This is a genomic window from Pseudomonas sp. UBA5666, from assembly GCF_002420785.1.
Lineage (GTDB): Bacteria > Pseudomonadota > Gammaproteobacteria > Pseudomonadales > Pseudomonadaceae > Aquipseudomonas > Aquipseudomonas fulva.
In genome coordinates, this window is the sequence record NZ_DIIQ01000012.1 from 44,959 (window position 1) to 58,867 (window position 13,909).

Below are 13,909 nucleotides of genomic sequence, written 5' to 3' on the forward strand. Positions count from 1 at the left end.
AACCTGTGAAGCGGGCTCGCTGCCTAAGGCAGAAGGCGATGACCAGGCTTGGCCCTCCAGACGCTGCCAGGCTGCTCTTTCGTTTTGCAAGAGAAGCTGAAAAATGACCGCTGAAACCCGCATCCACGAACTGCGTGCCGAACTCGACCAGCACAACTACCGCTACTATGTGCTGGACGAACCCAGCGTGCCCGACGCCGAGTACGACCGGCTGTTCAACGAACTCAAGGCGCTGGAGGCCGAGCACCCCCACTTGGTCACGCCCGATTCGCCCACCCAGCGGGTAGGTGGTGCGGCCCTTGCTGCATTCAGCCAGGTTCGTCATGAGGTTCCCATGCTCAGCCTGGGCAATGCCTTCGAAGAAGCCGACCTGCGCGAGTTCGGTCGCCGCGTGACGGAGGGGCTGGACCAGCCAGACGCGGTGGATTTCAGCTGCGAGCCCAAGCTCGATGGCCTGGCGGTCAGCCTGCTCTACCGTGACGGTCATCTGGTGCAGGGTGCCACGCGAGGCGACGGCACCACCGGCGAGGACATCAGCGCCAACGTGCGCACCGTGCGCAACATTCCCTTGAAGCTGCACGGCCAAGGCTGGCCTGCGGTGCTGGAAGTGCGGGGCGAGGTGTTCATGAGCAAGGCCGGCTTCGACCGGCTCAATGCGTCCCAGGCCGACATTGGCGGCAAGACGTTCGCCAACCCGCGCAATGCTGCGGCAGGCAGCCTGCGTCAGCTGGACTCCAAGATCACTGCCAGTCGCCCGCTGGAATTCTGCTGCTACGGTGTCGGTCAGGTGTCCGCGCCTGTGGCCGACAGCCATATCGCCACGCTGGAGCAACTCAAGGCATGGGGATTGCCGATCAGTCGTGAGCTCAAGCACGCGGCCGGCATCGAGCAATGCCTGGACTATTACCGCGACATCGGTGAACGGCGTAACAGCCTGCCTTACGAGATCGACGGCGTGGTGTTCAAGGTCAACAGCCTGGCCGCACAACGTGAGCTGGGTTTCCGTGCCCGGGAGCCGCGCTGGGCCATCGCCCATAAGTTCCCGGCGATGGAGGAGCTCACCGAGGTGCTGGACGTGGAGTTCCAGGTGGGGCGCACGGGCGCGGTTACCCCGGTCGCCCGTCTGAAGCCGGTAAAGGTCGCCGGTGTCACGGTGTCCAATGCCACGTTGCACAACATGGACGAAATCGCACGCCTGGGCCTGCGCATCGGCGATACGGTCATCATCCGCCGCGCAGGTGATGTGATTCCGCAGGTGATGCAGGTGGTGCTGGAGCGTCGCCCGGAAGGGGCGCGTGAAGTGCAGGTGCCCAGCCAATGCCCTGTGTGCGGCTCCCACGTGGAGCGCACCCAGCTGGTCAAGCGCAGCAAGGGCAGGGAAGTGACCAGCGAAGGGGCCGTGTACCGCTGCGTCGGCCGCCTGGCCTGTGGGGCGCAGCTCAAGCAGGCGATCATTCACTATGTGTCGCGCCGGGCGATGGACATCGACGGGCTGGGTGAGAAAAGCGTGGAGCAGTTGGTGGACGAGGGCCTGATTGCCTCACCAGCCGACCTTTACACGCTCGCGTTCGACCAAATCGTAGGCCTCGAGGGTTTTGCCGAAGTGTCGAGCCGCAAGCTGCTCGAAGCCATCGCCGCCAGCAAGCAGCCGACCCTTGCCCGCTTCATCTATGCCCTGGGCATTCCCGATGTCGGTGAAGAAACCGCCAAGGTGCTGGCCCGCTCACTGGGCAGCCTGTCACGCGTGCAACAGGCATTGCCGCAGGTGCTCACCTACCTGCCGGACATCGGCCTGGAAGTGGCCCATGAGATTCACAACTTCTTTGAAGACGAACACAACCAGAAGGTCATCCGCCAGTTGCTGGACAGCGGCATGCAGTTGCAGGACGAAGGCGAGCTGGCAGCCGAATTCGCCGCCAGTACCACCCTGGCCGACCTGCTCGCCAAGCTCGACATCCCCTCGGTAGGGCCGACTGGCGCGCAGAAGCTGGTGGCGCGCCTGGACAGCCTGGACAAGATCATCGCCGCGGATGGCATCGACCTGCGCCAGGCGCTCAATACGCGCCAGGCAGAGGCTGTACGCGCGTTCTTCAGGGATGAAGCCAACCAGCAACTGGCCCACGCCATCGAAGCGCAGTTGCTGGCCTTCGGCATGCACTGGCGTAGCGAGAAGAAGGTGGCCGAGGGGCTGCCTCTGGCGGGCCAGACCTGGGTGCTCACCGGCTCCCTGGAACGCATGAGCCGCGACATCGCCAAGGAAAAGCTCGAAGGCCTGGGTGCGAAAGTGGCGGGGTCGGTTTCTGGCAAGACCCACTGCGTGGTGGCAGGGCCGGGTGCCGGGTCGAAGCTGGCCAAGGCCAGCGAGCTGGGCGTTAAGGTGCTCGACGAAGAGGCGTTCGTGGCGTTTCTTGCCCAGCAGGGCATCGAGGTCTGATCACCCTGGGGCCATGTTGACCCGTTGCGTGAGTGCCGGCACTTGTCCATCTAGGCGGCCGGGGTCGCTGGCGGGTTAGGGTGTTTGACCGTGTGGCGCGCGCTAGCCAGACAAGTCATTGAGAAATGATGACTTTTTCTGCCGCAGAGGTTGTATCTGGGCTCAGGACCGGTACAATGGCGCCACTCGCTGTTCAGCGAGACATGTAGTGGTGGCCCTGTCGGTCCTCCCGCATTGATTACCCGTTAACCTGGTCAGGCCCGGAAGGGAGCAGCCATAGCGGGAACATCGAGTGCCGGGGTGTGGCTGGCGGGGCCGCCTCCATTCTATAAGTCCTTGATTTCAAAAGACTTATCTCGCTCAAATTCTCGAAGTGGACCAGTGTCGTAGTACACCTAAGTGGTGCACCGTGCTGAGCATTCTAGCTTTGTCATCTTGCCTCTCCAATCCCCCTCCCTGGTTACGCTAATCTCGGCGCTGCTCTGTCCTCCACTTAATGCGGCGCTTTTCCTCATCGCTCGCCATGATTTGTAATTGCCAGTACGGTGGCTGTGCTACTAGGATGTGGCATCTGAGCGAGGAGCGAGACATGGAATTCGTAGAGCGACTGAACGCATTATCAGCCAAGATCCGCCAGCAGGGCCCTGCTATCCAGACAGAAGAGGCAACCAAGATTGCGTTTGTCATGCCCTTCATCAACTCCGTGCTAGGCTACGACGTCTTCGATCCCTCTGAGGTTACGCCAGAGTACGTCTGCGACGTGGGGACGAAGAAGGGCGAGAAGATCGACTACGCGATAATGAAGAACGGCAAGATTCAGATCCTCATTGAGTGCAAGAAGATCGGCGAGCCGCTGCATATAAATCACGCAAGCCAGCTTTTCCGGTACTTCCACGTTACCACTGCTCGTATCTCGATCCTTACCAACGGCCAGGTATATCGGTTCTTCACCGATCTTGATGCACCAAACAAGATGGATGAGAAGCCGTTCTTAGAGCTGGATCTTCTAGATATAGACGAGCATGCTCTCCCAGAGCTACAGAAGCTAACGAAGTCTGCATTCGATGTCGACTCGATCATTAGTGCAGCTGGTGAGTTGAAGTACGTTGGGCAAATTAAGAAGGAGATGGCCTCCCAATTTAGCCAACCGAGCGACGACTTTGTTAAGTTCTTTGCAGCTCGTGTGTATGATGGGATTATTACGCAGAAGGTCAGAGAGCAATTCACTACGTTGACCCGTAAGGCTGCAATTCAGTTTTTGGGGGATCAAATCAATGATCGACTGAAGTCGGCCATGAGCGGTGCTGTCGAGCCGTCCTATGCTATGGAGGCGGTTGAAAGTAATCAGGCTCTGGAGTCTAGTGAAGATACCGCTGACGAGCAGATTCAGACTACATTGGAAGAGCTAGAAGGCTTTCATATAGTAAAGGCAATCGTGAGGGCGGTTGTCGATGCGAAGCGAATAGTTCATCGTGATACAAAGAGTTACTTTGGGGTCTTGCTTGATGATAATAACCGTAAGCCAATTTGCCGCTTGCACTTTAATCGTAGTCAAAAGTACATTGGCCTGTTTGACTCTGAGAAGAATGAGACTCGACATCCTATCGCCTCTTTGGATGAGATATACGGCTTTGCAGAGCAGTTGAAGGGCACTATCTCTTTATATGAATGAGTCTGCTTGCCTTATCCGTGTCGATGGTTGTGGCGGCCTAGGCACGGTCTAAGGTGGCATCAGAAGTAGTAGATTGCTAAGTTGTTAGGTTAGTGGTCTAGCCTGCTCTGTTGTGATTTGTCGATTGGTGGTGAATTGGGGTTGGCGCATTAGGAGGGGGAGTGAAAGAGTGTGTGCTTTGTGATAGTCCTCTCTCGGATGCTAATGACTCCGAAGAGCACATTATAATTAACGCTATTGGTGGGCGTTATAAAGTACTCGGTGTGCTTTGTGTGAAGTGCAATAATGGTGCTGGACAAACTTGGGATAGCGCCTTAGCCAAGGATCTCCAGTCATTGGGGCTGTTGATTGGGGTTAAGAGGGAGCGCGGAGTATTGCCCTCTCTCGCGGTTGAAAATCTCGATGGCGACCAACTATTGCTACATGCGGATGGTAGCATGAGCCCGGCTAGCGCTAGTTTTAGTCAAACTCCCGAAGGTTCTGGGGTGATGAGGATTGAACTCGTTGCCCGTAGTCCTGAAGAGGCGCGTAAGATACTTAAGGGAGTTAAGCGAAAGTATCCTAAATTTGACTTGGAATCGGCAATTGCCAACGCTGGCGTTCAATCAAGGTACTTAAGGAGCCCGCTGAACCTATCAATGGAGTTTGGTGGTGCTCTCTCGGGGCGCTCGCTCGTTAAGTCTTTACTCTGCTTTGCTGTGATTAACGGTGTAATAGCAAAAGATTGTACCAATGCCAGGCAGTACTTGCTGGAGGATGGGGCGGAGGCATGCTTCGGATATTGGTATGAAAGTGATTTGATGCTGGGTAGGCCGGAAGGGGTTCCTCTTCACTGTGTGGCAGTGAGTAACCAAGGAACGGATGGCCAATTACTTGGATATATAGAGTTCTTTGGCGTCAGGCGCATGGTTGTCTGTTTGGCTGAAAGCTATTCGGGTGCAGCTGTGCACGCTAGCTACTGCATTGATCCAAGAAGCTCCGAAAGAATAGATGTAGAGTTTAACTTGGGTCTTAATAGGGCTGATATCCAGGCTTCATACAACTATGGGCGTATACCGGAGGGCAGCATTGGGCGTGCGTTTGATTCTGTTCTACGTGAGGCGGTGAAGCGCTCAGCCATAAGAGCAAGAGATCAAGCTATTGTAGTGGTCAACTCATCCCGGACACGGTTTTGAGTTTTTCTTCAGCTTTTGCCGGAGCCAGTCCATCGTTGAATTGATGGGGTCGGATCCAGTTGTAGTGGCTCATCAGGTACTGGCTAATGTCTCGTTGAGCTTGCTGCCCGGTCAGGTAGCCCGTGGTCGGTATCCACTCTGATTTCAAGCTGCGAAATACTCGCTCCATCGGCGCGTTATCCCAGCAGTTGCCTCGGCGGCTCATGCTCTGGCGCATGCGGTAGCGCCACAGTCTCTGGCGGAACTGACGGCTTCCATATTGCGAGCCCTGGTCGGAGTGGAACAGCAGCCCTTGAGGCTTTCCGCGTTGTTCGTAAGCCACGTCCAGCGCTTTGACCACGAGGTCTGCGTCCGGCTTTTCTGATAAGGCCCAGCCCACCACTCTGCGTGCATAGAGATCCAGGACAACTGCCAGATAGTGCCATTTGCTCTGCGCCCAAACGTAAGTGATGTCGCCACACCAGACCTGATTTGGCGCTTCGACATCAAACGCTCGGTTCAAGATGTTCGGAATATCTGGCCGCTCCACTGTGGCCTTTTTGTACGCATGTGATCCTGGCTGCTTGCTGACCAACGCCAGCTCACGCATCAGGCTGCGTACCTTGAACCGCCCGATTTGCTCACCCTCTTCTTGCATCATTGCCTTGATGCTACGGCTGCCGGGCGCACTTCGCCCTTGCGTGAACAACTCATTCACTCGACTGCGCAACCGCAGCCGTTCAACGTCCGGAGTTCGCGTTCTATGACGATGTGCGTAGTAACTTGAGCGAGTGACTTCGAACACTTCGCACAAACAATCAACGGGCTCATGCGCGCTGAGCTGACGGATCAGCGCGTACGCTCGAGATCTTCCGACATCAAGAGCGCGGTAGCCTTTTTTAGTATCGATTTCTCGCGTTCAAGGCGCGTGATGCGAGCTTCCAGCTCTTGGATTTTTTGCTGCTCTGGCGTCAACGCTTTGCTGGCAGGCGTGATGCCGCCGCGCTCTTGCTGAAGCTGATTAACCCACCGGCGCAGGGCTGACTCGACCAAGCCGAGCGAGCGTGCAGCTTCGGCGTGGCTATAGCCTTGATCGAGCACCAGGCAGGCAGCTTCGCGCTTGAATTCAGGAGTAAAGGTACGGCGTTGCTTGGTCATCAGACACCTCTCTGTGGCGAGCATTCTCGCCTAAATGGGTGTCCGGGGTTAGTAGACCACTACATATTGATAGGGCAGTGCAACATGCATTCGCTAACCTTGATGTGGATGAATGCGCCATCCTCACTGATCAGGACGTTGAAAAGCTTTCCGGCTTGCTCATGCATGAGCTGACCCCCTACCTTATGCATGTTCTTGGGAGTAGGCGGCGACGGGATGAACTCTAAAATTATTTCAAGCGCTCTTGCGGATTATTAGGCCGATTTGTGTCGGCCTCCATTTGAGTACTACACTATGGTCGTTATGAGAGACCATCGATTAATGTGGGTCGAGATTAAGCCCGTGTACTGTGCCATACTGGCATTAGGTTCGTTAATCTAGAAATATGGCCTATTTCCATCATTGTCGTAGTCGATCTAGTGCCGATTCAAGTGCTTCAGCATTGGTATCCAATGCCTGGAGTGTCACCATGGCGTTCTCGTGTACGTTGACGCTCCCTCGCTGTCTTATCCAGGTACTGACCTCTTCCACTGACGCCCTGAGGGCGATCTGATTGAGATGCAGTAATTCCAGTGCGTCAGCCACGGCAGCAGCCTTGTCGTCATCCATTAATGACATCTCCTATTTATTGTATTGGCTTTGTAGGTGTGGTTAGGCGCTTGCCCTCATGGCACGTTGTACAGTGCTCAGGCTCACGTTGAGCCTCTCAGCGGCCTGACGGAACGACAGCCCTTTAGTAACCCCGTCACCAGCGATAGCGGCCCGTATGGCTGCGTCATCAACAGTTTTGGTCCGTCCCTTGTACACGCCCCGTTGCTTGGCCTTTGCGATGCCTTCTCGCTGGCGGTCCTTGATCATAGCTCGCTCAAACTGAGCTACAGCACCCATCATCTGAAGCATCAGGTGCTGAGTTGGGTTGTCTTCGCCAGTGAACTCAAGCTTCTCTTTGTCGAAGCAGATGTGCACACCCCGTTTAGTCAGGTCTTCAACTAGCTTCAGCAGATCGGCTAGGGAGCGAGCAAGGCGGTCGATACTGTGAACAAGGATTACATCATCTTCCCGAACGTAGTCCAGCATAGCCTGAAGCTGAGGTCGGTCAGTGGTAGCACCGCTGAGCTTCTCTGTGAAGACCTTGTCTAGGGCAACGCCGTCAAGCTGACGATCTAAATTCTGGTCTACCGAACTAACGCGAATGTACCCGACTCGTGCCATTTCAATGCCCTGTGTTCATTTAGGTCTAGATGTTGGCAGTGTGCCTGTATTCATTATCTAAATCAATCCTAATGAATACGAAATCCGACCGTGGGCTGTATTCATGAACTTGTGGTCGGTCAGGTAGAGGCTAATGGACACACCGTTGCCTCCTAGGGCAATGTCTTGAAGTAGGGCGTTGGGATGGTCCTCCATCAGCCAACATCCCTTATCGCCTTGCACGCGCCTCAGTGCTTGTGTGAGTGTTTGCTACTGGGAATATCTACAGAGGCGAGCGAGAGCAATGAGAGTGGGGCTGATATGGATACGTTGAAGTATTTTCAGCAGCGTGAGGCATTCGCCAAAGCTCTTGCGGACCAGCGGGGCTGTAACCGTCAATTGTGCTTCGCGCTCTCAGGATTGTCCCTTGAGGGCGAAGGTTATGAGTTTCCATCCGTGGCGGTGTTAAGAAAGGTTGAGCAGCCTCCAGGAGAGATAGAGTTGGCCAAGGCACTTCAGCATAAGGGGCTGTTAAGTGCTGTAGCGCGCCACATGCGGTATGTAACGTATGAGTTGGCCTTGATCAGTGATGAGGATTGCTTCAGCCAAGCTAGCATGGACATGGGCTGGTGGATCATCTCGGCACTGCGTACGCGGTCCTTGGTAGACATACTCGTACCTGCTGTCGCTGACGTGTCATGGGACATTATCCCTGCGATGCAGGCAGATCAGTGCAGAGTGCAACTCTTAGAGGACGTCCCTCTAGCACGTAGGTTCGGTGCTGGAATGAGAGTTATGGATCGGGATCTGAGTTGGATTGAGGCTCATCTCAACAACTGGATAAGGTTGCTTGAACAGCCTCCCTTCCGGCTAGGTGTGGACGCGTTGACGACGCATAGCCAGCACGCGAACCTGCGCATGTCCGCCGCTTCTCTATGGTCTGGCTTCGAAGCTTTATTTGGCATAAATGCGGAGCTTCGATTCAGGCTTGCTCTCTTGGCAGCTGCTTACCTAGAGGACAGAGGGCAAGAAAGGCTGGCTTTATTCAAACGTATCAAGAAGCTATATGACTATCGGTCAAAAGCAGTCCATGGTAGCCCTACCACCGAGGGACAGTTAGAGGAACACGTTGTGGAGGTGCGGGTCTTGCTTTCTCGATTGATCTGCAAAATGACCGAGCAGGGCGCGGTGCCTTCCAGTGATGAGCTTGAAGCGCACCTGTTAGCTTGAGAGTTCCTCAGCGCGTAGCCGCCTATGCATGGCTGCATTCCTTTACTTGGTCATCCTATCGGCCTTGTTGAACAGGCCGTGGCCTTTAGAGCAGGCTATCTGCTAGCTGACATATTGCTGGCAAAGTGTCCAAATCTTGTAAATCGATGGTTAATCGCTCAGGGGGGACTACTGCTTAGTCCCAGAGCACTCAATCCCAGGATCCATGCCAGGTGTAGGAAAGGGCAGCAAGCAGGCGGGGGCCTCTAGGGCTGCTTCGCAATTACAAACCGATTAGTTAAAGCGTTGGCATGCAGTGCTCAGGGATAGCTCACATGTCTTCGAAGAGGGCTGAGATGCTTACGTCAAGGGCATTTGCTAGCACCTTTACGGCGTTGATGGGGCGTACATGCCCAGCTGGAGCCAGGTAGGACGGTAGTGGGAGGCGGTCTGCTCGCGCCTGGGTGAAGGGTGCCGGATGAAGCATCATTGGTGCACCCCTGCTTGAAAATGCTGCAACATTATGGCTAGTACTCCTTAGCACCTTTCAAGGATTCCCAAATGTCTGCCAAACGAAGAATCGCTTACGCTCACTACCTGCCTGGTTGGGACTTCGAGGGCGGTCTCCGCGAAGCATTGAAGGCGAGTCGGCGGGTCGCGCCCGATGAGTATGAAGCAGGGATGGTAGGCAGCCTATTCTGCCCGGGATGCTATACGAACGTTGAGCGGACCCCGAAGCACAAAGACTTGTTCACCAATAAGCGTGCTCCATTCTACCGCCACCTCACTCGCTGGCAGCATGTTGCATGTGTCTTGAGAGCGAAGAAGCCGGAAGGGAAGCGTTACGATACAGATGAAGATGCCAAGCAAGCTATCGACCATGATGAGTTGACGATTGTCAAGGGATTTATTAAGGCTAAGCCAGAGATCGAGCACTTCGAGGGTGGCGATTACGATGAAACCCCGGTCGAGGATGTTGATGGGCCGTTGACTGATGTGCCCATTGGGCGTCACCGAGGTGAATCCTTCCAGCTGCCCAGCACGATAACCACCGTAGCAGGGATTTGCCGCAATTTTGAGGTTAATAAGGATAAGTACTTCGTCATGCCCGGTGCGCAGCATGCTGTCCAACTAGCTGACCTGCTTACAAATGTGACCGAGTTGACACGCGACATCCTCGATACAGAGCAGTCGCCTAAGCTCTACTACGGCAGGATTAGGCGAAGTTGGAACGCGGGGAAGTACTCACACTCCACGCGTATGACTCGAATAGAGTGCGACCCATCAATCGGGGATTTCACTGTCAAGCTCCCAGATGGATTCTGCCAAGAGAAAGGGATCAAAGATGATTCCACTGGCAGGATCGTCATGTTTTATGGGGTGATCACGACCAATGGAGGTGGGTTGGCTGTCGACCGGCTGTCCTGGGGGGAGATCGCATTGCTACCCAAGCATCACAATAATTTGTTGATACCTGACTAGTAGCCGTCTTCTAGGCTTCCTAGCCAGAGCTCAGGCAGGATGTCGGTGTCGAATCACCTGCTCGCTTACTGAGGTCGGCTGCATGCCGTGTATGTAGGTCTGAGCAGGTCTCACTTCACCATCGCTTCGACGTCGGCTATGAGTGCTGAAGGCTTGCAGCCTAGCGCAGCAGCCAGCTTAAAGATGATGTTGATAGTAGGCTGGTGTATACCGCGCTCAATGAGGCTTACGTAGTTCCGCTGCACGCCTGCCTCAAGCGCCAGCTTCTCCTGCGTTAGTCCTGCCTGCTTCCGTCGTTCGCGGAGAACCTTACTGAATGCCCACGCTGCGTCCAAACCGCACCCCCTCAGTATGAGGTAGCACTCTCGGGTGGGGCTGCGCCTGCGTCTTCACAGGATACTGTGAATTTTTGTTTGGGCATGGCATCATCTGCTCTGAGCAATGGCACGATGCCATTGCATGATGGGAGTAATGCGCGTGAAAGGACGATTCCAGGGCTTTGCGGTTGCAGGTGCTGTACTACTGATGGCTGGGTGTGCTCAGGCACAGTACAAGATGGTGAAGCCTGGGGCCTCTGATGAGGCGGTGATGCAGGATGACGCCAAATGCCAGAATCAATCGGCCATGATCCAGGTTGCCGACTGGGAGTACCGCGGGACGTTCGCTGAAGGTGCCAATATCCAGATGAAACAGAACAGAGCCTATCAGAACTGTATGATCGGCAAAGGCTACAGCGCTATGAGAGTCAAGTGATGCCTCAAAAGCAGAAGCTGGTCGTGCTGAGCGTGCTGAGAGGCGCAGCGGTCACAGGGGTGCTGTGTGCCTTGACTGCTTGTGCTCAGTCACGATATGAGCCAATCCTGTACACAGATGCAGCGCCTACCAAGCGGTGGACATTCACGCCTATCGAGGTCAAGTACGAAGACGCCCAGTCCCCGGCCTGGAACTTTGAATGGCTGCTTGGGCTCTACGCTCAGATGTGCGGCCGAGAAGCCGACTCAGGCTACATCCTGTATGACCAGCTTCGTGGTTATGGATCGAGTGAACGGCCTGATGACCGTGCTCAAGCCTTAGCTGACTGCCAGCACTATGCCTACCAGCGTGGTAATGAGGCTGTTGCTCGCCTGAAGGAGGCCAAGGTATCTGCGAAGACCTTGGACCTGAGTAAGGACCTGTACGCGAAGTGGTCAACCTACCTCGCAAGCATGTCCATCTCTGCTCCGAAGGACCGCATCGCAGCGAGCCAGTATGAGGCTAGCAGGAGTGCCCTGCTGGCAGAGGACAAGTTCGCGCAGTATACGCATGCGAACGAGAAGTAAGATCGTAGCTCTGTAAGCCCGTAAGTCAGTAAGCCCGTAAGTCAGTAAGTCAGTAAGTCAGTAAGTCAGTAAGCTAACTAACTTTTAACTGCATAGCAGAGGGTTGCTCTTGTCTAATCAAAAATGTTTGACCGCCACTATTGAGTCTAGTGGACCTGACGTAGTCGCGGATAGCCCTGAGGCGAAAACGCCTCAAACGTTCAAAATTACGGTAATGACAGTCTACAAGGTTAGCGTGCCCGTCGCTCTACTCATTGCGAAGGTGGGTGTTAGAGCATGAGAGTGAAGATCAAAGGTGAAATCACTCCAGAGCGCATGGCACAGGCGATGGAAGAGGCGTTGAAGTATGTAGCCACTGTTGACCCCCATGTCCAGTCCTTTGGTGCGAACGTGTACCTCAATCTCTTCAATGCAGATGGGGAAAGTATCAGCATCGTGAACGCCCGCCGGGAACCGGTTATATTGACTATAGATGCTCCCTCTGAGGCAAAGGTCAGACCAGTACTATCGGATGAAGCGAAGCAGCGGCGCAAGGCCGCTCGTGAGCAGCATCAGCAGCGACAGCTAGAGAACGAGGAGCGTGGCCGTCAGCAGGAGGCTGAATACAAACGAAAGCGTCAGCACGAAGCTGCTCAAGCGGCTAGAGCTCAAATCACGCTGGATGCCTTGAACGATCTGACATCGCAGCTTCTGTTATCGCACTCCAAGGCGTTGATCGACGGCTTAAACGGTGCCGTTCGAACCACCTGGGAAGCACATGAACCCAAAGAGACTTATGGCCCTCGCAAGGGAGAGCCGAAGCCAATGCCGGTATTTTCTACCGCCGATGGCAGACTAGTACTTTCAACACCCGCTTGGAAGAACCCAAGGTGGCTACGAAATGCGATTGGATACCATAGAGAAGGCTGGGTTGCCCCGATTTGGACTTTTAGTGCTTGGGTCACTGCTGTGAGCGGCTTTCTGCGAGTCATGGAGAGCTTGAGTGGACCATTGCCAGATGCAATCACAACTGGTCCATTGTGGCCAGAACTTCTCCTACAAAGCTAGTTGGCGTAGTCAGCCCATGCTCTGGTAGATCCAGCTCGTAGCTACCATTCTCATTGGTGCAGGCGGTGGCTGGCATCGCTCTGTCCACTGCCTTATAACTACCTGTTCTCGGATATTGTGGCTTCGGCCACGAGATAAGTATCTACAGTCTGATCATGAGCAAGATTAAGGGCGAAGAGGGGGCAGTACAGCCCCTTCTCTTCACTGCTGTCTAGACTTGATAACTTGCCTCACGGCATGTTCGGAGCAGGGGGCAGGGCGGAAAGCCCCCAAGCTTTTGCTTTCACTGTGCAGATACACGGTGACGTACCGTCACTTCGTCATAACTTCTACAGTCCTGAGCAAGGCTAAATTGAAGATCAAGAGCGGAAAGGGGCTTTCTTGCCCCTTCTCTTCTCTACTAAATAGAGGTGTAATCCGTGCCTCAGGCACAGGTGATCCTGCTGTGGCGGATACGCCACGATGGTGAATTAAGAGAGGTTTGTAAGTGCAAGGGGCGCTCTGGTGCTTGGATACATATATATGCGGCCGTGTTATTCCCCCCCCCTGACCCTGAACGGTTGCACGAGGTTATGCTGCCTGTGGGGTCTCATGCTCTGCTGCCTCTGCTCGCCATTTCCTGATTGTCTTCGGGTCGACTTTTGTAGCTCTTGAAATGGGCTTGACCTGAGCACCTTCCCTCAGCATCTGCATTACTTTAGATTTCATTGGGTGCTCCTGGCGTCCTGGAACTTTGATGGTGGTCTCCGAGTGGTGAGTGTTGTTCAGCTCTGCTTCGTGTTCTTCAACGCTATTGTATTGGGTTAGTGTACGAAGGTCATAGTGAAGCTTGGCAAGTACCTCGGAACTCGGGATGTCAGCGTCATTGCAGTCTCGCCAGTCGTGAGTGATTGCTGTAGGGCTGCTAGGCACTTTAATGGGAATATCATTCATCTCTTGGCAAAGCAAGCTGGGGCGGCTCTTCATCATCCATGGGATTATTAGTTGGACTGCTTTGAAGTATCGTCTCGCATGTCTTTCCCTGAGCCGTAGCAAGTCCTCGATAGCTTCGTTCGAGAGGATTGGTAGATTTTCCAGAATTGATGTTAACTTGCGGACTGACAGTGGTATGGACTTACCATTCGCGCCTATTGGCTGGTCATGCCAATCAAGTCTAGCTATACCCTCTATTATGTCTGTCGCAAACTTGGGATAGCGTCCCCACCGCGTTTCGCGTCCGATGAAGCCATAGAATGGATTCATG

At 54.6% G+C, this 13,909-nt stretch carries 13 protein-coding genes and 1 other RNA gene; 9 read left to right on the plus strand and 5 right to left on the minus strand.

Features of this window, described 5'->3' with window-relative positions; genetic code table 11:
• Positions 1 to 103 precede the first annotated feature (103 nt).
• From ligA to B2Y33_RS07075, 4 genes are all read left to right on the plus strand, one after another.
• Positions 104 to 2,434 (plus strand): NAD-dependent DNA ligase LigA, encoded by a 2,331-nt coding sequence (gene ligA / locus B2Y33_RS07060; RefSeq protein ID WP_028687965.1) that lies wholly within the window; start codon positions 104 to 106, stop codon positions 2,432 to 2,434.
• 218 nt (positions 2,435 to 2,652) lie between these two features.
• Positions 2,653 to 2,749: signal recognition particle sRNA small type (ffs, locus tag B2Y33_RS07065), an RNA gene on the plus strand.
• A gap of 274 nt (positions 2,750 to 3,023) precedes the next feature.
• Complete coding sequence (locus B2Y33_RS07070; RefSeq protein ID WP_288632797.1) at positions 3,024 to 4,106, plus strand: type I restriction endonuclease; 1,083 nt, start codon at positions 3,024 to 3,026, stop codon at positions 4,104 to 4,106.
• Between the two features lie 161 nt (positions 4,107 to 4,267).
• Positions 4,268 to 5,281, plus strand: coding sequence for an HNH endonuclease (locus B2Y33_RS07075; protein ID WP_288632798.1), 1,014 nt, complete (start codon positions 4,268 to 4,270; stop codon positions 5,279 to 5,281).
• Here B2Y33_RS07075 and B2Y33_RS07080 read toward each other — a convergent pair.
• From B2Y33_RS07080 to B2Y33_RS07090, 3 genes are all read right to left on the minus strand, one after another.
• Positions 5,256 to 6,418, minus strand: a protein-coding gene (locus tag B2Y33_RS07080) for an IS3 family transposase (protein WP_288632799.1) whose coding sequence is annotated in 2 segments (ribosomal slippage) — positions 5,256 to 6,163 and positions 6,163 to 6,418 — 1,164 coding nt in all. Because the reading frame shifts where the segments join, the coding sequence is not laid out codon by codon here. The two genes, B2Y33_RS07075 and B2Y33_RS07080, sit on opposite strands and share 26 nt — an antisense overlap.
• A 399-nt stretch (positions 6,419 to 6,817) precedes the next feature.
• A complete protein-coding gene (locus B2Y33_RS07085) occupies positions 6,818 to 7,027 on the minus strand; it encodes a hypothetical protein (RefSeq protein WP_288632800.1) in 210 nt (69 codons plus the stop codon).
• 42 nt (positions 7,028 to 7,069) lie between these two features.
• Entirely contained in the window at positions 7,070 to 7,630 is a 561-nt protein-coding gene (locus tag B2Y33_RS07090; RefSeq protein ID WP_414707942.1) for a recombinase family protein, read from the minus strand.
• A 300-nt stretch (positions 7,631 to 7,930) separates the two neighbouring features.
• Here B2Y33_RS07090 and B2Y33_RS07095 point away from each other — a divergent pair, with 300 nt between their 5' ends.
• Both B2Y33_RS07095 and B2Y33_RS07100 read left to right on the plus strand, forming a co-directional pair.
• On the plus strand, positions 7,931 to 8,839 hold the full coding sequence (locus B2Y33_RS07095) for a HEPN domain-containing protein (protein ID WP_288632801.1): 909 nt from the start codon (positions 7,931 to 7,933) through the stop codon (positions 8,837 to 8,839).
• A gap of 540 nt (positions 8,840 to 9,379) precedes the next feature.
• Positions 9,380 to 10,300, plus strand: a complete 921-nt coding sequence (locus B2Y33_RS07100; RefSeq protein ID WP_288632802.1) for a hypothetical protein — start codon at positions 9,380 to 9,382, stop codon at positions 10,298 to 10,300.
• A 110-nt stretch (positions 10,301 to 10,410) separates the two neighbouring features.
• On the opposite strand, the gene B2Y33_RS07105 is transcribed toward B2Y33_RS07100, so the two are convergent.
• Positions 10,411 to 10,635: a helix-turn-helix domain-containing protein gene (locus tag B2Y33_RS07105; protein ID WP_288632803.1), complete on the minus strand. Its 225-nt coding sequence runs from the start codon at positions 10,633 to 10,635 to the stop codon at positions 10,411 to 10,413.
• Positions 10,636 to 10,771: 136 nt separating this feature from the next.
• Between B2Y33_RS07105 and B2Y33_RS07110 the strand changes: the two genes are divergently transcribed.
• The 3 genes from B2Y33_RS07110 (at position 10,772) to B2Y33_RS07120 (ending at position 12,666) form a co-directional block, all read left to right on the plus strand.
• A complete protein-coding gene (locus tag B2Y33_RS07110) occupies positions 10,772 to 11,053 on the plus strand; it encodes a hypothetical protein (RefSeq protein WP_288632804.1) in 282 nt (93 codons plus the stop codon).
• The gene (locus B2Y33_RS07115) at positions 11,053 to 11,619 is read left to right on the plus strand and encodes a hypothetical protein (protein ID WP_288632805.1); all 567 of its coding nucleotides are present in this window, start codon (positions 11,053 to 11,055) and stop codon (positions 11,617 to 11,619) included. The genes B2Y33_RS07110 and B2Y33_RS07115 overlap by 1 nt, the downstream gene beginning before the upstream one ends.
• A gap of 276 nt (positions 11,620 to 11,895) precedes the next feature.
• Entirely contained in the window at positions 11,896 to 12,666 is a 771-nt protein-coding gene (locus tag B2Y33_RS07120; protein ID WP_288632806.1) for an OfxX fusion product, read from the plus strand.
• Positions 12,667 to 13,236: 570 nt separating this feature from the next.
• On the opposite strand, the gene B2Y33_RS07125 is transcribed toward B2Y33_RS07120, so the two are convergent.
• On the minus strand, positions 13,237 to 13,908 hold the full coding sequence (locus B2Y33_RS07125; RefSeq protein WP_288632807.1) for a helix-turn-helix domain-containing protein: 672 nt from the start codon (positions 13,906 to 13,908) through the stop codon (positions 13,237 to 13,239).
• Between the last annotated feature and the right edge of the window lies 1 nt (position 13,909).